Genomic DNA, 20,564 nt, shown 5'->3' on the forward strand with positions numbered 1-20,564 from the left:
CAGCCCGCCCCTGAGGCAGGCCACGTCAGCGCCCATTACACTGGAACAGCCAACCCGAGGAGACCGGCCAATGGCCAAGGAGCCCTACAGCCAATTGCTGGCCCTGGTCGCCGTGGCGCGTGAACGCAGCTTCACCCGTGCCGCCGCGCAACTGGGCATGTCGCAGTCGATGCTCAGCCACACCATCCGCACCCTGGAGGCGCAGATGGGCGTGCGCCTGCTGACGCGCACCACCCGCAGCGTGTCGGTGACCGAGGCGGGCGAGCGTCTGCTCGCCTCGGTGGCGCCCAGGCTCGAAGCCATCGAAGCGCAGTTGCACGCCGTGGCCGAGTTCGGCGACACGGTCAGCGGCACCTTGCGTATCACGGCCAGCGACCATGCCATCGACACACTGCTATGGCCCAAGCTGGCACCAGTCCTGGCCCAGCATCCGCGGCTGCACCTGGAACTGCACGCCGACTATGCCTTCACCGATATCGTCCAGGGCCGCTTCGACTTTGGCGTACGGCTCGGCGACGGCTTGGCCAAGAACATCTGCGCGGTGCCCATCGGCCCGCCCTTCGGCATGGCCATCATCGGCACGCCCGCTTACTTCGCCACCCGCGAGCGCCCCCGAACCCCTGCTGACCTGATGACGCACGCGTGCATCAACCTACGCCTGCCCACCCACGGTAACCTCTATGCCTGGGAACTCAAGCACGGCGAGCAGGAGATGAACGTGCGCGTGCCGGGCCGCCTGGTGTTCAATGGCATCTACCAGGTGCTCAATGCGGCGCTCGATGGCCATGGCCTGGCCTATGTGCCCGAGGACCTGGCCCGACCGCACCTGGAGTCCGGGCGCGCCCTGCCGGTGCTGGAGCAGTGGTGGCGCAGCTTTCCGGGCTTTCACCTCTATTACGCCGCGCACCGGGAAACCTCGCGGGCCATGCAGGTGGTGATCGACGCCTTGCGGCTGGCGGATTGAAGCTGCGCAGGCGATTTATCAATCCCATCGCTAGGTCCTAGCGATGGCGGCTAGGCCTTGGCCCAGCGACGCTGTGCTAGCGTTTCGGGATTGGGCGTGCTTGGCCCTCCTCCCTAGAAGAAAAATCGACACATCAACCGACTGATTACGGGTGAGCCATGGAGCTGAAAATCAACCAACGGACCTATCAGGTCGATGCCGAGGCCGACACGCCCTTGTTGTGGGTGATTCGCGACGACCTGGGGCTGACCGGCACCAAGTATGGCTGTGGCCTCGCCCAGTGCGGCGCCTGCTCGGTGCTGGTCGATGGCAACGTCGTGCGTGCCTGTGTCACCCCGGCGGCCGCTGTGGTCGGGCGTGAGGTGACCACCATCGAAGCGATCGAAGCCGACGAGGTGGGCAAACGGGTCGTGGCCGCGTGGGTCGAGCACCAGGTGGCCCAGTGCGGCTATTGCCAGTCTGGCCAGGTGATGGCGGCGACCGCGCTGCTCAAGCACACGCCAAGGCCCAGCGACGAGCAGATCGACGCCGCGATGGTCAACCTCTGCCGCTGCGGCACCTACAACGCCATTCATGCCGCCATGCATGACCTGGCCCAAGGGGGTAAGGCCTGATGAAGACGCGCATCGACACCCCTGAAGACCTGCTGCACCTGCCCGTGGGCGAAACCGTCAACCTGTCCCGCCGACGCTTTCTCGCCGGCACCGCCGTGGGTGCGCTGGTACTGGGTTTCGGCCTGCCACTGGGGTCGGCCCGTGTGCAGGCCGCCGCCGCGACCACCGAGCGTGGCACCCAGGTGCCTGCCTTCCTGGAGATCCGCCCGGACAACACCGTGCGCCTGCTCAGCCCGTTCATGGAGGGCGGCCAGGGGACCTACACCTCGATGGCGCAGATCGTCGGCGAAGAACTGGATGCCGACCCGGCCACCTTCCTGGTCGAGAGTGCACCGCCCGGCGAGGCCTACGTGGTCATGGAGAACGGCATGCGCATCACCGGAGGCAGCATGTCAGTACGCATGAGCTACCCGACCATGCGCCGCCTCGGCGCCCTGGCCCGGAACATGTTGCTGCAGACCGGCGCCGAGCACTTCGGCGTGCCGCTGGGTGAGCTCTCCACCGAGCCCGGCAAGGTGGTCCATGCCGCCTCGGGCCGTACCATCAGCTATGGCGAACTGGCCGAGCGCGCCATGGACCTGCCCGTGCCGGACCCGGCCACCGTCAAGCTGCGCGACCCCAGCCAGTTCCGCTGGATCGGCAAGCCGGTCAAGCGCGTCGATGCCTACGACAAGTCCACCGGCAAGGCCCAGTACAGCATCGACATCAAGGTCGACGGCATGCTGCATGCCGCCGTGCAGCACGCACCGCGCCTGGGCATGACCGTCGGCGGCCTGCGCAACGCAGCGCAGGTCAAGGCCATGAAGGGCGTGCATTCGGTGCACCAGTTGCCAGGCGCGGTGGCGGTGGTCGCCGAACGCTGGTGGCATGCCAAACGCGCAGCAGAGGCGCTGCAGGTCGACTGGCAGGAGCCGGGCCCGGACTCGAAGGTGCGGCCGATGCCCAAGGACTTTTCCAGCGACGCCTGGCGCGAGCACCTGGCCGCCCAGCCCGGCCCAGGGCGCGACGACGAGAAGGAAGGCGATGTGGCTGCTGCCCTGGCCAGCGCCAAGACCACGGTCGAGGCCACCTACCATAACCAGTACCTCAACCATGCCCAGCTGGAGCCACCGTCAGCGACGGCACGCTTCAACCCTGACGGCTCGCTGGAGGTCTGGCTGCCCAACCAGGCGCCAGACATGTTCCGCGACGACATCGCCAAGCGCACCGGGCTCGAGCCTGCGCGGATCACCCTGCACTCGCCCTTGCTGGGGGGCTTCTTCGGCCGGCATTTTCTTTACGACTCGGCCAATCCCTACCCGCAGGCGATCACGCTGGCCAAGGCGGTCGGCCGCCCGGTCAAGGTGATCTGGAGCCGCGAGGAGGAGTTCTTGCGCGATGTCCTGCGCCCCATGGCCGTGGTCAAGTTCCGCGCCGGGCTGGATGACAAAGGCCTGCCGGTGGCCCTGGAAGCCGTGAGCGCCACCGAAGGCCCTACCGAAGCCATCGCCGGCAAGCAGGGCGAGAAACTCGACCCCAGTGCGCTCGAAGGGCTGGCGGGCAAGGCCTATGCCATCGCCAACAAGCGCATCGCCCAGGTCTACGTCAAAGGGCCTGCCATGCTCGGCTACTGGCGCTCCGTGGGTAACTCCTTGAACGACTTCTTCTACGAGGCCTTTCTCGACGAATTGGCCGACAAAGGCGGTCACGACCCCTTCGAGCTGCGCCTGCACCTACTGCGCGACAACCCGCGCCTGAGCGACCTGCTGCAGGCGGTCGGCGAGCTGTCCGGGGGCTGGAAACGCGGCCCGTTCACCGCCGAGGACGGCAGCAAGCGCGCCCGTGGCGTGGCCATGGCCTCGCCGTTCGGCTCGGAGGCGGCGGTGATCGCCGAGGTGTCGATCGACGACGGCCAGGTCAAGGTCCACGACATCTGGCAGGCGATCGATCCGGGCAGCATCGTCAACCCAGCGATCATCGAGGCCCAGGTCAACGGGGCCGTGGCCCTGGGCCTGTCGCAAGCGCTGCTGGAGGAAGCGGTGTGGCGCGATGGCATGCCGCGGGCACGCAACTACGACCAGTACCCGATCCTGCCGCCGTCGCGCATGGCCCGGGTGCATGTGCGTATCGTCGAGAGCGGCGCGAAGATGGGCGGCATCGGCGAACCGCCGCTGCCAGCGGTGGCGCCCGCCGTGGCCAATGCGGTGGCGCAACTGACCGGCCAGCGTATTCGCAGCATACCGCTGAGCCGCCATACGTTCGGCTGACGCGCTGGACGATCGCTGATGCGCAAGATCCGCTGGCAGGCCGCGCAAGCCAGCACAGACACCATAGAGGCTTCGCGACACCCATGGAAAGCATCGACCTGCTCGTACTGCGCACCACCCGCGACTGGCTCGCCGCTGGCGAGCGCGTCCTGCTGGCCACCGTTGCCCGCACCTGGGGCTCGTCGCCACGGCCTGTCGGCTCGATGATGGCGCTGCGCAGCGATGGGCGCGTGGTGGGCAGCGTGTCCGGTGGTTGCATCGAGGACGATCTCATCCACCGCCACACCACGGCCTATGGCGGGCCCGGCATGCACGGCGACCTGCCGCAGGTGGTCCGCTATGGTGTCAGCGCCGACGAGGCCCATCGCTTCGGCCTGCCCTGCGGCGGTACGCTGGAGCTGGTCCTGGAGTTCCAGCCGGCCGTGGACAGCCTGGACGAACTCCTCGCCAGCCTCGACACGGGCAACCTGGTACGCCGCGAACTGGACCTGGCCAATGGCGAAGTCAGCCTCACCCCGACCCCGGTTCCAGACCAGTTCAGCTTCGACGGACAGCGCATGGTCAATACGCTCGGCCCAGGGTATCGCATGCTGCTGATCGGTGCCGGTGCGCTGGCCGAGTACCTGGCGACCATGGCCCTGTTCAACGGTTTCAACGTGTCGGTCTGCGATCCCCGCCCCGAACACCAGGCCGGCTGGCACCTGCCGGGCGTCGAGCAGATCGTCGGCATGCCAGATGACGTGGTCAGGGCCTTCGTCCCGGACCAGCGCACCTGCATCATCGCCCTCAGCCACGACCCCAAGCTCGACGACCTCGCCCTGCTCGAAGCCCTGCACAGCCCGGCGTTCTACATTGGCGCGATTGGCTCGCGGCGCAACAGCCAGCTGCGCCGCGAGCGCCTGATCGAGCATTTCGGCGAAACCGAGGCGTCGCTCAAGCGCCTGCATGGCCCTATCGGCATCTACATCGGCAGCAAGACACCGGCCGAGATCGCGGTCAGCGTCATGGCCGAAGTCCTTGCCAGCAAGAATGCCGTCGCCCTGCCCGGTGAAATCAGCGTGTCCAGGGCCAAGCGCGCCAGGGAGCGCCAGGTGCTGACGACCTAGCGAATGCCGGTCAGTTAACTTTCAGCCGGCATTTTTGGGGCCGCTTCGCGCCCCATCGCCGGCAAGCCCCACAAGGTTCGGCGCCAGTCATGAGTTGAGCGCTGTCCCTGTGGGAGCGGCTTCGGCAAGTCCGCGTGCTTCCCGTTGCCATTGAGGTCGGCCATGTCGATGGCCAGCGGCAACATCGCGGCGAAGGCATGGGCCGCCTCGGTATCGGCCAAGGTAATGGCAAAGCGGCGTTCGCCGCCGGTCATCCACATGGGTGATTCCTTGGTAATCTCGGGCATTGCCCCCGCCAGCGGGGCTCAGGCGACCTTGGGCGCTGGCGCGCGCGAGGTCAGGAAGGTCAGCAAAGCCGCAAGCAGCAGCACGGCCGCACTCACGACGAAGGTGCTCTGGTAGCCGCTGGCATCGAACAATACGCCGCCCATGGTAGACCCCAGGGCAATGGCCAGCTGGATGACCGCGACCATCAGCCCGCCGCCAGCCTCGGCATTGTGGGGCATGGCCTTGGCGATCCAACTCCACCAGCCCACCGGCGCCGAGGTCGCTATCAGGCCCCACAGGCCCAGCAGCGCCACGACCGCCGCAGCCCAGCCACCGAGTGGAATCAGCGTCAATGCAATGGCCGCCATCACCACTGGAATGACCATCAGCGTCCCGTACAGGCCGCGCCGCAGGACGCTGCCGATCAACAGGGTCCCGATGAAACCGGCGACGCCGATCACCAACAGGATGAGCGACAAGGTGGACACGCCGACCTGCGTCACCTTCTCGAGGAACGGCCGCACATAGGTGAACAAGGCGAACTGGCCCATGAAAAAGGCACCGCAAGCAGCCATGCCCAATGCCACGGCCCGGTTCTTGAGCACCGTGAAGACATTGCTCGCAGCCGACGGGCGCTGCGGGACCTGCATGGCCGGTAGGCTCACCCATTGCCAGACCAGGGCAATCGCCGCCACCGGCACCAGGCAGAAGAACGCACCACGCCAGCCCATGATCGACCCCAAGTAGCTACCCAGCGGCGCCGCGATCACCGTGGCCAGCGCATTGCCGCCGTTGAAGATCGCCAGGGCACGCGGCACCTGGTGGGGCGACACCAGGCGCATGGCCGTTGCCGCCGACAGGGACCAGAAGCCACCGATGACCACACCGATGAGCGCACGGCCGACCATATAGACCAGGTAGTTCGGCGCCAGCGCGACGACGGCACCCGACAGGGCCATCACCCCGGTCAGCAGCAGCAACAACGTCTTGCGGTTCATGCCGCCGGCCAACGCGGAGATCGACAGGCTGGTCAACACGGCGAACACGCCGGAGATGGCGATACCTTGCCCGGCCATCCCCTCCGTGACCTGGAGATCGGCCGCGATTGGCGTCAGCAGGCTGACGGGCATGAACTCGGAGGCGATCAGCGCGAACACGCACAGCGACATCGCGAAGACACCGCTCCAATGGGCAATGGGTGCCTGCGTCTGGTCGTTTGAGGATAGGGTTCTCTCGATGTTTTCAGTCATCTGCTACAGCTGGAATAGTCAGGAAAAAGGAGCCCGGTGATGGCAGGCGTTGGAAATGGTGGAACATGCCGGGCCCCATTACTAGCTAATGAATGCTTAAAGGGGATATAAGACCTACTAATCAGTCAAGTGTGGGACGCAGCAGCCATGGTCAGACGAAACCTCAACGATCTGTTGTCATTCGTGACCGTTGCCCGGGAAGGCAGTTTCACCCGCGCCGCCTCGCTGCTGGGCGTGACCCAGTCCGCCCTGAGCCAGGCAATCAGCGGGCTGGAAGCGAGGCTGGACATCCGCCTGCTCACCCGCACCACGCGCAGCGTGTCGCCTACGGCAGCCGGCGAGCGCCTGTTGAAGGCGATTGGTCATCGCTTCGACGAAATCGAAGCAGAGCTCGACGAGTTGACCGAGATGCGAGACAAGCCTGCAGGTACCGTGCGGATCACCTGTGGCGAGCATATTCTGCGCACCTACCTGCTTCCCAAGCTCACGCCCCTCTTGCGCGAGTACCCCGACATCAAGATGGAGTTCGACATCAACTACGGCTTTCGCGATATCGTTGCCGACCGTTTCGACGCGGGCGTGCGCCTGGGCGATACCATCGACAAGGACATGATCGCGGTTCCCATCGGCCCACCCTTGCGCATGGCCGCTGCAGCCTCCCCGGCGTACTTTGAAAGTCGCCCCGTTCCCAAGACCCCACGCGACCTGCTCAAGCACAGCTGCATCAACCAGCGCATGCAGTCGGCAGGTGGGCTGTACGTCTGGGAGTTCGAGCGGCGTGGCCAGCCGTTGAATGTGCGGGTGGATGGCCAACTGGTATTCAACACCTCGCCCAGCATGGTGGATGCTGCATTGGCAGGCCTGGGCATCGCGTTTCTTCCCGAGGAGGAATTCGCCCCGCACCTGGAGGATGGCCGTCTGGTTCGCGTACTGGAAGACTGGTGCGCGCCGTTCCCGGGTTATCACTTGTATTACCCGAGTCGTCGGCAGCCATCCCATGCGTTTACCTTGGTCGTCAATGCACTGCGTATGTGACAGGCCGCTTTTGAAGGCAGAGGATGCATACCGATGCAGCGGCCATTGGCGCTACAAGAAGTAATGCACACTCTGCAGGGCAGTGAAAAGAAAGCGATTGCAGCCACCAACGTGACTTAGGCGGTAGGGCGACTACCTACAACCCAGAAACGAAAAAGCCCCGCAGATCTTAATCTGTGGGGCTTCTCTATGTATGGCGGAGAGATAGGGATTTGAACCCTAGGTACCCGCGAAGGTACAACGGATTTCGAATCCGTCCCGTTCGACCACTCCGGCATCTCTCCAGTGGCGCGCATCATACCAGCGATTTCGCGAAAGGCAAACCCTTCTTTGAAAAAATTCGCGTGGTATCAGGCGCTTGCGTGCGCGTAGCGCTTAGAGCGGCACGCCCAGGCGCTGGGCCACTTCTTCGTAGGCTTCGATGACACCACCGAGGCCCTGGCGGAAGCGGTCCTTGTCCATCTTCTTGCGGGTTTCCTTGTCCCACAGGCGGCAGCCGTCGGGGCTGAACTCGTCGCCCAGGACGATCTGGCCGTGGAACAGGCCGAATTCCAGCTTGAAGTCGACCAGCAGCAGGCCGGCGTCGTCGAACAGCTTGCTCAGCACTTCGTTGACCTTCAGCGACAGCTGCTTCATGGTCGCCAGTTGCTCGGCGGTGCCCCAGCCGAAGGCGATCACGTGGGATTCGTTGATGAAGGGGTCGCCTTTCTCGTCGTTCTTGAGGAACAGTTCGAAGGTCGAAGGCTCGAGCTTGATGCCTTCCTCGACGCCCAGGCGCTTGACCAGGCTGCCAGCGGCATAGTTACGCACCACGCACTCGACCGGGATCATGTCCAGCTTCTTGACCAGGCTCTCGTTGTCGCCCAGCAGCTTGTCGAACTGGGTCGGGATGCCGGCTGCTTCGAGCTTCTGCATGATGAAGGCATTGAACTTGTTGTTCACCATGCCCTTGCGGTCGAGTTGTTCGATGCGCTTGCCGTCGAACGCCGAGGTGTCGTTACGGAACAGCAGGATCAAGCGGTCGGCGTCGTCGGTCTTGTAAACCGATTTGGCCTTGCCGCGGTAGAGTTCTTCGCGTTTTTCCATGATGGGCTCCGCTTGCTTGAGTGGGTGGGCTAGGCGATTTCACGCCAGTCGAGCCCGTGTTCCTGGTTCGCCACCTGGAGCCAGTCCGGGTCGCACCCCAGGGTGTCGACGAAGCACTGGCGGGCCAGTTGTGGCCGGTTGTTCTTGCTGCTGAGGTGGGCCAGCACCAGGTGCTGCAGGTGTTGCCAGCCCAACTCGGCCACCAGGCTGGCGGCCTGGTGGTTGTTCAAATGTCCCTGGCTGCCGCCGACCCGTTGCTTCAGGAAGTACGGGTAATGTCCGCGGGCCAGCATGTCACGGCAGTGGTTGGCTTCGATCAGCAGTGCATCCAGGCCTTGGTAGCGGTCCAGCAGGCGCCCGTCGTAGGAGCCCAGGTCGGTGAGCATGCCGAAGCGCCGACGCCCGTCGCTGAGCACATATTGCAGCGGCTCGAACGCATCGTGCTCGACCCGCGCCGCGCTGACCTGCAGGTCGCCGATGCACAGGTTGTCGCCACAACCGAGAAAACCGGCCACCTCCACCGGCTTGCGCATGCCGCGCAAGGTACCCTGGCTGAGGTAGACCGGTACATTGTAGCGCCGTGCCAGCAATCCGACGCCATGCACGTGGTCGGCATGTTCGTGGGTCACCAGCACGGCGCTCAGTTGCGTCGCCGATACGCCGAGCAGCGCCAGGCGCCGCTCGGTCTCGCGCAAGGAAAAACCGCAATCGACCAGGATGAAGGTATCACCACTGGCGATCAGCGTGCCGTTTCCCTGGCTGCCGCTTCCAAGTACCGCGAAGCGCACTTAGCCCAGGTGGTCCTGGATCATGCTCAGCACGCGGCGAGCCACATCGGCCGGGGCCACGGTGTTGATGTCCTTCTCGACAGTGACCTGGACGCTCTCGGCGACCTTGCTCAGGCGCACCTGGTAGCGTTCGGCGCGGGCTTCACGCTCTTCCTGGGTCGGCGCGCTGCCGAACAGGCGGCTGAAGAAGCCAGGCTCGTTCTGCTTGTCGTCGGGCTTCTCGGACAGGTTGATGTAGTAGAGGCCCAAGCTGCGGTTGATGTCCTCGACCCGCCATTCGCCCTGCTCCAGGGCACGGCCCACGCTGGACCAGGCGCGGTCCAGGTCGGCGCCCAGGTACAGCACCGGGTTGCCGCTGCCGTCCTCGCTCAGGCTGACACGGCTCGGCGCGTCGAAGTCGCGGGCGGCCAGCAGCGAGACCGAACCGCCCTTCTCGGCGCTGCGGTTCATGCTGGCCAGCATTTCGTCGACCAGCAACGCATCGGCACCGGTGTTGGTGGAGCTGGACGGGAAGTCGGGCTCGGCAGTGCTGCCAGCCGGACGCTCGACACTGACGATGTAGACCTCGGAGGTATTGCGCTGCACGCCAGGCTCCATGCGCACACGGACGCGCACTTCACTGTCACCGCTGCTGGCGGTGCTGGCCAGGCGCTGGCCGAGGGAGGCGGACAGCTCGTCGAAACGCTGCCAGGTGGTATTGAATTCACCGGTCTGCGGACGCTCCTCGGCGATGCGGAAGCCGTTGTCCTCGAAGAACTGGTGGGCCACCGGCCAGACTTCGGCAGGCGAGCGCTGGGCCAGTACCCAGCGGCTGTTGCCGCTGCGCTGCAGGCTGAAGTCGCTGACCTCGGCGGCGGTCGACAGCGGCTGCGGCCGGGGTACCTCGAACTCGCCGGTGACGCGGTCGTCGGCGACGTTGCGCGGGATCGGCAGCAGCGGGTCGAGACGCTTGACGTTGCTGGCGTCCGGCGGCAGTTGCATCGGCGCGGTCGGGTGCGCCTGCAGGTAATCGCTGCCGCGGTCGCGGAAATAGCCATCCTCGCCCCACAGCCAGCCGCAACCGCTGGTGCTGGAGATGATCAGGGCGAGGGTGGAAAGGCCAACCAGTCGCTTCATGCGGTGTACTTCCTCGATTAAACCAGCACGCCGGACTGGCGCAGGGCCTGGCGGACAACGTCGTGGCAGGATTCGCTCAGCCAGGTCAGCGGCAGGCGGATGCCCGGTTGCATCAGGCCCATCTCGACGAGCGCCCACTTCACCGGGATCGGGTTGGCCTCGCAGAACAGGTGCTTGTGCAGTGGCATGAGTTTTTCGTTGATCGCGCGGGCCTTCTCGGCATTGCCCGCAAGGGCGGCCTCGCACAGGTCGGCCATTTCGCGCGGGGCGACGTTGGCGGTGACGGAGATGTTGCCCTTGCCGCCCAGCAGGATCAGCTCGACGGCGGTCGGGTCGTCGCCGGACATGACGATGAAGTCGTCGCTCACGCCCTCGAGGATCGCCTTGGCGCGGGCCAGGTCGCCGGTGGCTTCCTTGATGCCGATGATGTTCGGCACCTTCGACAGGCGGATCACGGTCTCGGCCTGCATGTCGCAGGAGGTGCGGCCGGGCACGTTGTAGAGGATCTGCGGGATGTCGACGGCTTCGGCGATGTGCTTGAAGTGCTGGTACAGGCCTTCCTGGGTCGGCTTGTTGTAGTACGGCACGACGAGCAGGCAAGCGTCGGCGCCAGCGTTCTTGGCGTTCTGGGTCAGGTGGACGGCTTCGGTGGTGGAGTTGGCGCCGGTGCCGGCGATGACCGGGATACGGCCATTGACGCGCTTGACCACGAATTCGATGACCGCGATGTGCTCCTCGACGTCGAGGGTGGCCGACTCGCCGGTGGTGCCGACGGCGACGATCGCATGGGTGCCTTTTTCCAGGTGGAAGTCTACAAGTTTGCCGAGGCTGTCCCAATCAAGACGCCCTTGTGCATCCATGGGTGTGACCAATGCCACCATACTGCCCGCAATCATGTAACTGCTCCTGCCGGAAAAAGAGAGCCGTAATGGTACTGGCGCCATCGGCCTTGCACAAGCGAAGCAGGCGGGCGGAGCATTCCCCTTCGCGCCGCTTTTCGCTACCCTTGATCCTTTGATCGGTGCAACGCGGCCCGCCGGGCCGTCGACGGTGCTCCCCGCCAGCGTCCACGACCGCCAAGCCGGCTCCTGGCCCTGGCGCAACCGGAGGCTTGTCCCCGTCCTGCGCCGACCGCTCATCGCTTTAGGAATGCTGCATGTCCACCCCCACCGTCCGCGAACAATTCCTCGTCATCAGCGCCCTGGGCCCCAACCCCATGGAGCTGGCCAATGTCCTGAGCCGTGCCGCCTTCGACAATCGTTGCGCGGTGGTCACCTCGCGCCTGACCCGCCACGGCGAGACCAGCGCCCTGGTGCTGCAGGTCGGCGGCAGCTGGGACGCCCTGGCGCGCCTGGAGACAGCCCTGCCGAGCCTGGGTAAAAAGCACGGCCTGACCCTCGACGTGGTACGCAGCGCCGACCAGGAGGTCCGCCCGCAAGCCCTGCCCTACGTGGCCTATGTCAGCGCGGCCTATCGCCCGGACATCGTCAGCGAGCTGTGCCAGTTCTTCCTCGACCACCGCGTCGAGCTGGAAAGCATGACCTGCGACACCTACCTGGCACCGCAGACCGGCAGCAGCATGCTCAATGCCCAGTTCACCGTGATCCTGCCGGCCGGCACGCAAATCAGCTGGCTGCGCGACCAGTTCCTCGACTTCGCCGACGCCCTGAACCTGGACGCGCTGATCGAACCCTGGCGCCCACAGAACCCCATGTAAGGAAGCTCCCATGGCCGTAGCACTCGACCAACCCGTTGCCGATTTTCAGGCCCAGGCCACCAGCGGCCAGGCCGTCAGCCTTTCTGCCCTCAAGGGCCAGCAGGTGGTGCTGTATTTCTACCCCAAGGACAGTACCCCCGGCTGCACCACCGAGGGCCAGGGTTTCCGCGACCATCACGAGGCGTTCAAGGCCGCCAACACCGTGGTGTTCGGTGTGTCCCGCGATGGCATCAAATCCCACGAGAACTTCAAGGCCAAGCAGGGCTTTACCTTCGAGCTGATCAGCGACAAGGACGAGGCGCTGTGCCAGCTGTTCGACGTGATCAAGCTCAAGAAGCTCTACGGCAAGGAATACATGGGCGTGGACCGCAGCACCTTCCTGATCGACAAGGACGGTGTGCTGCGCCAGGAATGGCGCGGCGTGAAGGTCCCCGGCCATGTCGAAGCCGTACTGGCGGCAGCCCAGGCCCTGAACCAGCGCTAGGGCCGAGCTGCAAGCTACAAGTAAAGCGGCGTCAACGCGATCTGCTTTTACTTGCAGCTTGCGGCTTGTAGCGTGCAGCTAGAGCATCGGCGCGACCGAGGGCTCCTGCCGCGGCCAGGCATCGAGCACGGCCTTGAACAGGGTCGCCAGCGGGATGGCGAAGAAGATCCCCCAGAAGCCCCACAATCCGCCGAACAGCAGCACCGCGCAAATGATCGCCACCGGGTGCAGGCTGACCGCCTCGGAGAACAGCAGCGGCACCAGCACGTTGCCATCCAGCGCCTGGATGATCGCGTACACCATCATCAGGTAGATGAACTCATCGCCCCAGCCCCACTGGAACAGCGCGATCAAGGTCACCGGCACGGTCACCACCACCGCGCCCACGTAGGGCACCACCACCGACAGCCCCACCAGCAGCGCCAGCAAGGCGGCATAGTTGAGGCCCAGGCTGATGAAGGCGATATAGGTGGCGATACCACAGATCAGTATCTCGATGCCCTTGCCGCGGATGTAGTTGGCGATCTGCCGGTTCATCTCGTCCCCCACCCGGTTCAGCAAGGTGCGCTCGCGGGGCAGGTAACCGCTGACCCAGCGGGCGATCAGCTCGCGGTCCTTGAGGAAGAAGAACACCAGGATCGGCACCAGCACCAGGTAGATCATCGCATTGACCAGCAAGGGCAGGCTCGACAGGGAGAACGTCAGGGCCCACTGGCCGAACTTGCCGATCTCGCCGCGCACCGACTCGATGGCGCGCAGCACCTGCTCGTCGGACACCAGGTGCGGGTAGCGCTCCGGTAGCAACAGCAGCAGCGACTGCCACTTGCCGAGCATGCCCGGCAGCTCGTTGAACAAGGTGATCAACTGGTGCCAGAGCAACGGCACCAGCACCAGCAGGAATACCGCCAACGCGCCCATGAACAGGGCGAACACCAGCCATACCGCCAGCCGGGTCGGCACCTTCAGGCGCTCCAAAGCATTGACCAGCCCCTGCATGAGGAACGCCAACACCATCCCGGCCAGGACCGGCGCGAGCATGCCACCCAGGGTCAGCACAGCAGTGAAGGCCAGGAACAGCAGGACCGCCAGCACCACTGCCTCCTCATCGGAGAAGTAGCGCTGCATCCAGTCACGAAGCACTTTGAACATTGACGATCCTTGGGAAAAGACTCAGGCCTTGCGCAGCCAGTAGGTGTAGACGCCCGCCTCGGCCGTTTCACGCAGCAGCGTATGACCGGCAAGCTGGGCAAAGGTGCGGAAGTCGCGCTGGGAGCCGGCATCGGTGGCGACCACCTTGAGCACCGCGCCGCTGGCCAGGCGGTTGAGCTCCATCTTCGCCTTGAGCAGCGGCAGGGGGCAATTCAGGCCGCTGGCGTCGAGTTCGGCGTCGCAGGTCGGGGTGTCGCTCATCGAGGGTTTCTCCAAGGGCATGGCGGGGCAATCCGCTAGGATAGCGCCACTGGTCGTCAACGTGCGAGCCGGCTACAGTAGAGCTCTTTGACCGACGCGAGCTTCGTGCATGAATCTACTGCGCCCTACCCTGTTGACGCTGGCCTGCCTGATGGCCCTTCCCGGCCATGCCGACGACCTGCCGTCACTGGGTGACGCCAGTTCCGCGATCGTTTCGCCACAGCAGGAGCATCAACTGGGCCGGGCCTGGCTGAGTCTGCTGCGCGGCCAGGTCAACCAGTTGAACGACCCCCAGCTCAAGGACTACGTCGAGACCAGCGTCTACAAGCTAGCCGAAACCAGCCAGCTGCAGGACCGGCGCCTGGAATTCATCCTCATCGACAGCCGCGAGCTCAACGCCTTCGCCGCGCCCGGCGGCATCGTCGGGGTCAACGGCGGCCTGTTCCTCAACGCCCAGACCGAGGGCGAGTACGCCTCGGTGCTGGCCCACGAACTGGCGCACTTGTCCCAGCGCCACTTCGCCCGCGGCGTCGAGGCCCAGCAGCGCATGCAGTTGCCGATGATGGCAGCGCTGCTGGCCGGTATCGTGCTGGCGGCAGGGGGCGGGGGCGATGCCGGCATCGGCGTGATCGCCGGAACCCAGGCGGCGGCCATCCAGGAGCAGCGGCGCTTCTCCCGGCAGAACGAGCAGGAAGCCGACCGCATCGGCATCCAGAACCTGGAGCGTGCCGGGTATGACCCACGCAACATGCCGACCATGTTCGAGCGCCTGGCCCGCCAGTATCGCTACGACGCCAAGCCACCGGAATTCCTCCTTACCCACCCGGTCACCGAGTCGCGTATCGCCGACACCCGCAACCGTGCCGAGCAGGCGCCCAAGGGGGGCATCGAGGACAGCCAGCGCTACCAGTTGATCCGCGCCCGCGTGGCACTGATCTACGAAGGCACGCCGGGCCTGGCGGCCAAGCGCTTCCGCGCCCAGCTCGATGAGAATCCGAACATGGATGCGGCGCGCTATGGCCTGGCGATCGCCCAGATCAAAGGCGGCCGGCTCAACGAAGCGCGGGAGAACCTCAAGCCCCTGCTGGCCAAGGCGCCCAATGACCTCACCTACAACCTGGCGCAGATCGATCTGGAGATCACCAACAACCGCCTGACTGATGCCCAACAACGTGTCGAGCGGCTGCGTGCGCTGTACCCGAGCAGCTACCCGCTGCAGCAGGTGCGCGCCGACCTGCTGGTCAAGCAGAACCGTCCGGCCGAGGCGGAGAAGGTGCTGGACAGCCTGGTCAAGAGCCGCCCCTATGACCCGGACGTGTGGTACGACATCGCCGAGGTGCGCGGTCTGTCTGGCAACACCATCGGCCTGCACCGGGCCCGGGCCGAGTACTTCACCCTGGTGGGCGACTTCGACCAGGCCATCCAGCAACTGGATTACGCCAAACGCCGCGCAGGCGGCAACTTCCCGCTGGCCTCGCAGATCGATGCGCGCCAGCGGGAGATCCTCGAGCAGCAGCGGATGGTCAAGGAGATGATGCGCTAAGGTGTAGCGCGTGTTCAGCCGCCATTTGGGGCTGCCTTGCAGCCCCTTGCCTCACGCGTTGCCGGATAGCTTAAGCCGTGCCGCCTGGGTGAAGTCGAGCATACGGTTGAGCGGCTTGATCGCCTTGGGGATGAGCGCCGGATCGACGAAGATCTCGTTGCTGCCCTTGCGCAGGCAATCCAAGGTGCGCTCCAAGGTGTTCATGGCCATCCACGGGCAATGGGCGCAACTGCGGCAGGCGGCGCCATTGCCGGCGGTGGGGGCCTCGACGAATTCCTTGTCCGGGCACAACTGCTGCATCTTGTAGAAGATGCCACGGTCGGTGGCGACGATGAAGGTCTTGTTCGGCAGGGTCTGGGCAGCCTTGATCAACTGGCTGGTGGAGCCCACCGCGTCGGCCAGTTCGATCACCGACTCAGGCGACTCGGGATGGACCAGGATCGCCGCGTCCGGGTACAGCGCCTTCATGTCCGCCAGCTGGCGCGACTTGAATTCTTCGTGGACGATGCAAGCGCCATCCCAGAGCAGCATGTCGGCACCGGTCTGCTTCTGGATGTAGCGGCCCAGGTGCTGGTCCGGGCCCCAGATGATGGTTTCGCCGTTGTCCATGAGGCTCTCGACGATCTCCAGCGCGCAACTGGAAGTCACCACCCAGTCGGCCCGCGCCTTCACCGCTGCCGAGGTGTTGGCATACACCACCACGGTACGCTCCGGATGCTGGTCACAGAAGGCCGAGAACTCTTCCACCGGGCACCCCAGGTCAAGGGAGCAGGTGGCGTCCAGGGTCGGCATCAGCACACGCTTTTCCGGGGTGAGGATCTTCGCCGTCTCGCCCATGAAGCGCACCCCCGCGACCACCACGGTGCTGGCCGAGTGGTTCTTGCCGAAACGGGCCATCTCCAGCGAGTCGGATACGCAGCCACCGGTCTCCTCGGCCAGTGCCTGGATCACCGGGTCGCAGTAGTAGTGGGCGACCAGAACGGCATTCTGGGCCTTGAGTTCGGCAGCGATGGCCGCACGGTATTCGGCCTCCTGCTCGGGCGTCAGCGGATTGGGCTGCTTGGCATCAAGATGGGCTTGAACCAACAGGCGTTCGGAAATCTGGGTCATGATCGCTGGACCTGCGGGCGCATGTGCGCGTCAATCGAGTGTAACACCCGGCCCTGGCAGATCGGCTAACAGGTGCCGGATGGCCAGGCGGGCCATCGCGGCCCATCTGCGGGCACGGATTATTATCGGACGCCGAAGGCTACAGACAATCGAGACAATTCAAAAGCGCTTTTTACCGGGCGAGTGGGTCAGGGCAATCTTCCTGGTCTATTCGTGGCGGTTCGGCGCCTCGACAGGCCTGCTCCCACAAACTGGCGCTGTTTTGTCATCAGCGCTGTGTGGGAGCGGCCTTGTGTCGCTAAAAGGGCGCAGAACACCACCGGGGGTATCAGCCCTGCGGCGCCAACGCAGCCAGGTGGGCATTGAGAAGCATGGCGAACTCCTCGACGGTCATCTTCCGGCCGTTGAAATCGACCATGCCATCGGCATAGTGCAGGCTCGATACCACATCGTCGCCCTCGACCGTGGCCATGCCGCTCTGCAGCGCCATCATGCCGACCATTTCGCCCGCCTGGCTGGACTGCCGGGCGATGAACTGGGCATCGGTCTGGCCCTCGAGCAGCGCCTGCAGGGTCGCCAGGTCGCCGATCATCGGCTTGGACAGTGTCAGCTTGCCCTGCAAGCGGGTGACCAATTGCTTGCCCAACTGCTCAGGCGGCAAGTCGAAGGACGTGGGGCTGGCCAAGTCGACCGCCAGGTTGAAACGGCTCTCGCCATTGGCTGTCTTGAACGACAGGTTCTCCAGGGCCAACTGTGGCTTGGCGGCGAGCATCTTCTGCAGATCGGCCTGGACCTTGGCCTGCTCCTGGGCAGTCATGTCGAGCGACGGCAGGGGCTCACCCTGGGCGGCAGCCTGCTGCACCTGCGGCATCTTGGTCTGGTACCAGGCGAGCAGCGCTTGCATGGCCGGGATATCCAGGGACTTCATGGTCCAGACCATCTCCCCGCTGCCCACGGCACGGCCGGCATAAGTGATATCGGCGACCTTGTATTCCAGGCGGCCGGACAGCTTGTCCTGGCCTTCGGCGTCGTAGCGGTTGTTCTGCTCCAGCCCCTTGAGCACCAGTACATCCTGCTGCGGCCCGAGGGTGACCTGGGTCTCGGCCAGGGCCAGGTCGAGGTTGCCCACGTAGATCATGTCGTGGCCGATCCCGGCCAGGTCACCATCGACCTTGAAGCCGTTGAGCAGGAACTTGATCGGCGGATGCTCGTCACCGGCCAGGTTCATCTCCAGCCTGTCAGCGTGACCGTCGATCTTCACCACCTTGCCGTCGCGATCGCCACGCAGCAGCAGTTGCATGCCAGAGAAGTCGAGGGTGCTGCCGTTCTCCTCGCTGAGCTTGAGTGGCGCCAGGCGGATGTCGCTCTCGATGCCGCCGCCATAGCCCAGGCTGACCTGGCCGGCCAATGGTGTCTTGTCGCCAGCGGCAGTGAACCAGGCTGCGGTGAAGTCGTCCTTCTCCAGCACGCTGTTGCTGGTGGCCATGACCGGCATCAGCTTCAGGGCCTTGATCCGCGACCAGGGAAACGGGCCGTGCTCGATCTGGTCAACGATACCGAGATCGAAGTTCAGCGGCTCGCCCTCGCCCAGCCAGACATCCTTGGCCTTGAGCCGGTAGTGCGCGGTACTGGTGAAAAAGCGCTGCTCGAGCGAGGCCAGTTCGAGGGTCATGCTGCCACCGGTGCCGGCCATGGTCTTTTGCAACTGCTCGTTGCCACGGGCGACGGAGCGCTCCAGTTCCGCGGGCAGGTGCGTGCCGGTGTACCAGGCGCCAGCAGTGGTTGCGACGGCGATGACAACGGCCAGGCCGGAAAGAATGCCTACTGATTTCTTCATGAATAGAACCGATTGCTGTCCATAAGGGCGGGATGCGTGGCACAGGGCGCGACGCGGTGCACCAAGATTACCATTGTCCGCAGCACGGGCGGCGGCCCTGCCTGGGAAATTGCACCTTGCGTCGCAATCGTTAATTTTTTTGAACGCAAAAATCTATATAAATCACCTTTTACATGCAAAAACCCCTAATTAAATCGTTAAACACACCGATAATTTTCTGTAAAAGTAATAATTTGTCGTATTACACTTGACACATAGACACCTTTCGTTTTTTATTTTTCCCACCCAGCTCCGCGCCCAACATAACGAAGAAGAACAGCGCTGCCATGACCCCCATCCGCCCCTGCCCTCACGCGCCACCTCCTACGTTGACCCCCTGCCAGCCCTGATACAGGCAAACCCGCCGCGCCAGCTCCCGCTCCTACAAGAAAGGTGAACAACATGGAGCCCACCCGCTCGCCCTTGCCGCGCCCGTCACCCGCCGCAGAAGGTGATCCCCGGCGGCTGTTCGCCCGCCTGCACCCGCGCCACAAGACGCCGGCAGTGAATATCGTCGTGGTTGGCGTGCTATACCTGACCTGGCTGACAAAGGCCTTCCGGGTAGCGCCACCGAGCTATATCGCCGAATGAGACCCTGCCGACAATGCCCGCGCCAGAGCGCGGGCGTTGTCTTCGATCGAGAAGGAAAGCCCCATGCCCCTGCGCCGCCTCTCCATCCAATGGAAGATCACCCTCCTCGCCGGCCTGTGCCTGGTGGCCATCGTCGCCCTGCTGGTGGCCACGTCGCTGACCCAGGCCCGGCGTAGTGCGGTGCAGGTCTTCCAAGCCAACACCGAGCTACTCGACCATGGTGCCCGCCTGCGCCTGCAGGCCCACGCCGAGACCCAGGCCCTGCGCATCGAGCGCTACTTCATGGATGCCTATCAGTACGGCAACGGCTTCGCCCGCCTGGTGCAGGTACTCAAGGCGCATGGCAATACCGACCTGCGCAGCGAACTGGTCACCCAGGCGCGCGCCGCACTGGCCGCGAACCCGGAGCTGATCGGCCTGTACCTGGTATTCCAACCCGACGCCCTGGACCAGCAGGACGCCCGCTTCATCGGCCAGGACGCACTGGGCAGCAACGACAGCGGCCGCTTCTCGCTGTACTGGTCGCAACCCCGCCCCGGCACCCTGGAGGCCGAGGCCATGCCCGAATCGATGCTCGCCGATACCAGCCCCGCCGCCAACGGCTCGCCCTACAACCGCTGGCTGACCTGCCCCCAGGAAACGGCCAGGGCCTGCGTGCTCGACCCGTATTTCGACGAGGTCAACGGCCACCAGGTACTGATGACCAGCATCGCCCTGCCCTTGCTGGAGGGTGGCAAGGTGATCGGCGTGGTCGGCCTGGACATCGGCCTGGACAACCTGCAGCAATTGAGCCTGGCCGGTCGCCAGGAACTGTTCGACGGCCGGGGAGAGGTCAGTATCGTCAGCCCCACAGGCCTGCTGGCCGGGCACAGCCGCGACAATACGCAATTGAGCAAGCCGCTGGAGCAGGCCTTCGACGACCGCTCCCTGGCCGACACCCTGCGCACCGGCCAGGCGCTGGAGCGCCTGGATGACGGCCTGATGCACATCTCCCGGCCATTCGCGCCGATCCCCGACGCAGCGCCCTGGCAGGTGCTGCTGGAACTCCCGGAGTCCGTGCTGCAGGCGCCAGCCATCGCCCTCAACCAGCGCCTGGACGCGCACAACCAACAGGCCAACCTCACCAGCCTGCTGATCGGCCTGGCCGCCGCCGTGCTCGGGCTGTTGCTGGTCTGGCTGACCGCCCGGGGCGTGACCCGGCCGATTCTCGCCGTGGCCGAGCGCCTGCGCGACATCGCCAGCGGCGAAGGCGACCTGACCCGGCGCCTGGACTATGCCAGGGACGACGAACTGGGCCAGTTGAGCGCGTGGTTCAACCGCTTCCTCGACAAGCTCCAGCCGGTGATCGCCCAGGTCAAGGG

At 65.0% G+C, this 20,564-nt stretch carries 19 protein-coding genes, 1 tRNA gene and 1 pseudogene; 10 read left to right on the plus strand and 11 right to left on the minus strand.

The features are described from left to right. Nucleotides 1-70: 70 nt before the first annotated feature. From ABFA30_RS17165 to ABFA30_RS17180, 4 genes are all read left to right on the plus strand, one after another. Entirely contained in the window at nucleotides 71-964 is an 894-nt protein-coding gene (locus ABFA30_RS17165) for a LysR family transcriptional regulator (protein ID WP_225787423.1), read from the plus strand. 158 nt (nucleotides 965-1,122) lie between these two features. Beyond that, nucleotides 1,123-1,578 carry a (2Fe-2S)-binding protein gene (locus tag ABFA30_RS17170; protein WP_225787422.1) on the plus strand — a complete coding sequence of 152 codons (456 nt, stop codon included), beginning with the start codon at nucleotides 1,123-1,125 and terminating at the stop codon, nucleotides 1,576-1,578. Then, complete coding sequence (locus ABFA30_RS17175; RefSeq protein ID WP_410045714.1) at nucleotides 1,578-3,824, plus strand: molybdopterin cofactor-binding domain-containing protein; 2,247 nt, start codon at nucleotides 1,578-1,580, stop codon at nucleotides 3,822-3,824. Before ABFA30_RS17170 ends, ABFA30_RS17175 begins: the two co-directional genes overlap by 1 nt. An 83-nt stretch (nucleotides 3,825-3,907) precedes the next feature. After that, entirely contained in the window at nucleotides 3,908-4,930 is a 1,023-nt protein-coding gene (locus ABFA30_RS17180; RefSeq protein ID WP_225787420.1) for an XdhC family protein, read from the plus strand. 14 nt (nucleotides 4,931-4,944) lie between these two features. Here ABFA30_RS17180 and ABFA30_RS17185 read toward each other — a convergent pair whose 3' ends face one another. Together ABFA30_RS17185 and ABFA30_RS17190 are read right to left on the minus strand one after the other, a co-directional pair. After that, entirely contained in the window at nucleotides 4,945-5,217 is a 273-nt protein-coding gene (locus ABFA30_RS17185) for a cyclophilin-like fold protein (protein WP_410045715.1), read from the minus strand. A gap of 18 nt (nucleotides 5,218-5,235) precedes the next feature. Next, entirely contained in the window at nucleotides 5,236-6,447 is a 1,212-nt protein-coding gene (locus tag ABFA30_RS17190) for an MFS transporter (protein ID WP_410045716.1), read from the minus strand. Between the two features lie 147 nt (nucleotides 6,448-6,594). On the opposite strand from ABFA30_RS17190, the gene ABFA30_RS17195 reads away from it, so the two are divergent. Beyond that, complete coding sequence (locus ABFA30_RS17195; protein WP_368816250.1) at nucleotides 6,595-7,482, plus strand: LysR family transcriptional regulator; 888 nt, start codon at nucleotides 6,595-6,597, stop codon at nucleotides 7,480-7,482. A gap of 194 nt (nucleotides 7,483-7,676) precedes the next feature. On the opposite strand, the gene ABFA30_RS17200 is transcribed toward ABFA30_RS17195, so the two are convergent. The 5 genes from ABFA30_RS17200 to dapA form a co-directional block, all read right to left on the minus strand. Beyond that, a tRNA-Ser gene (locus ABFA30_RS17200) sits at nucleotides 7,677-7,766 on the minus strand. A 91-nt stretch (nucleotides 7,767-7,857) separates the two neighbouring features. Further along, complete coding sequence (gene purC, locus ABFA30_RS17205; RefSeq protein ID WP_225787416.1) at nucleotides 7,858-8,568, minus strand: phosphoribosylaminoimidazolesuccinocarboxamide synthase; 711 nt, start codon at nucleotides 8,566-8,568, stop codon at nucleotides 7,858-7,860. Between the two features lie 29 nt (nucleotides 8,569-8,597). After that, nucleotides 8,598-9,356 carry an MBL fold metallo-hydrolase gene (locus ABFA30_RS17210; protein ID WP_253080962.1) on the minus strand — a complete coding sequence of 253 codons (759 nt, stop codon included), beginning with the start codon at nucleotides 9,354-9,356 and terminating at the stop codon, nucleotides 8,598-8,600. Then, nucleotides 9,357-10,472: an outer membrane protein assembly factor BamC gene (gene bamC, locus ABFA30_RS17215; RefSeq protein ID WP_225787414.1), complete on the minus strand. Its 1,116-nt coding sequence runs from the start codon at nucleotides 10,470-10,472 to the stop codon at nucleotides 9,357-9,359. 17 nt (nucleotides 10,473-10,489) lie between these two features. Then, entirely contained in the window at nucleotides 10,490-11,368 is an 879-nt protein-coding gene (gene dapA, locus ABFA30_RS17220; RefSeq protein WP_225787413.1) for a 4-hydroxy-tetrahydrodipicolinate synthase, read from the minus strand. A gap of 260 nt (nucleotides 11,369-11,628) precedes the next feature. Between dapA and ABFA30_RS17225 the strand changes: the two genes are divergently transcribed. Together ABFA30_RS17225 and ABFA30_RS17230 are read left to right on the plus strand one after the other, a co-directional pair. Next, a complete protein-coding gene (locus ABFA30_RS17225; protein ID WP_225787412.1) occupies nucleotides 11,629-12,189 on the plus strand; it encodes a glycine cleavage system protein R in 561 nt (186 codons plus the stop codon). A 10-nt stretch (nucleotides 12,190-12,199) separates the two neighbouring features. Further along, complete coding sequence (locus ABFA30_RS17230; protein WP_225787411.1) at nucleotides 12,200-12,673, plus strand: peroxiredoxin; 474 nt, start codon at nucleotides 12,200-12,202, stop codon at nucleotides 12,671-12,673. A 78-nt stretch (nucleotides 12,674-12,751) separates the two neighbouring features. Here the strand turns inward: ABFA30_RS17230 and ABFA30_RS17235 are convergent, their stop codons facing one another. Further along, on the minus strand, nucleotides 12,752-13,822 hold the full coding sequence (locus ABFA30_RS17235; protein ID WP_253080963.1) for an AI-2E family transporter: 1,071 nt from the start codon (nucleotides 13,820-13,822) through the stop codon (nucleotides 12,752-12,754). A gap of 21 nt (nucleotides 13,823-13,843) precedes the next feature. Further along, nucleotides 13,844-14,083 carry a sulfurtransferase TusA family protein gene (locus ABFA30_RS17240; protein ID WP_225787409.1) on the minus strand — a complete coding sequence of 80 codons (240 nt, stop codon included), beginning with the start codon at nucleotides 14,081-14,083 and terminating at the stop codon, nucleotides 13,844-13,846. Nucleotides 14,084-14,192: 109 nt separating this feature from the next. Between ABFA30_RS17240 and ABFA30_RS17245 the strand changes: the two genes are divergently transcribed. Then, complete coding sequence (locus ABFA30_RS17245; RefSeq protein ID WP_225787408.1) at nucleotides 14,193-15,626, plus strand: M48 family metalloprotease; 1,434 nt, start codon at nucleotides 14,193-14,195, stop codon at nucleotides 15,624-15,626. Between the two features lie 51 nt (nucleotides 15,627-15,677). Here ABFA30_RS17245 and nadA read toward each other — a convergent pair whose 3' ends face one another. Together nadA and ABFA30_RS17255 are read right to left on the minus strand one after the other, a co-directional pair. After that, the gene (gene nadA, locus ABFA30_RS17250; protein WP_225787407.1) at nucleotides 15,678-16,736 is read right to left on the minus strand and encodes a quinolinate synthase NadA; all 1,059 of its coding nucleotides are present in this window, start codon (nucleotides 16,734-16,736) and stop codon (nucleotides 15,678-15,680) included. 328 nt (nucleotides 16,737-17,064) lie between these two features. Beyond that, on the minus strand, nucleotides 17,065-18,573 hold the full coding sequence (locus ABFA30_RS17255; RefSeq protein ID WP_253079953.1) for a YdgA family protein: 1,509 nt from the start codon (nucleotides 18,571-18,573) through the stop codon (nucleotides 17,065-17,067). A 441-nt stretch (nucleotides 18,574-19,014) separates the two neighbouring features. On the opposite strand from ABFA30_RS17255, the gene ABFA30_RS17260 reads away from it, so the two are divergent. Continuing rightward, complete coding sequence (locus ABFA30_RS17260) at nucleotides 19,015-19,203, plus strand: hypothetical protein (RefSeq protein ID WP_225787405.1); 189 nt, start codon at nucleotides 19,015-19,017, stop codon at nucleotides 19,201-19,203. Nucleotides 19,204-19,485: 282 nt separating this feature from the next. Continuing rightward, nucleotides 19,486-20,529 (plus strand): annotated as a pseudogene (locus tag ABFA30_RS17265) (HAMP domain-containing protein); the annotation flags it as partial. Between the last annotated feature and the right edge of the window lie 35 nt (nucleotides 20,530-20,564).

Origin of the sequence: Pseudomonas sp. HLMP, from assembly GCF_046365545.1 — a bacterium.
GTDB classification, from domain to species: Bacteria; Pseudomonadota; Gammaproteobacteria; order Pseudomonadales; family Pseudomonadaceae; genus Aquipseudomonas; species Aquipseudomonas guariconensis_B.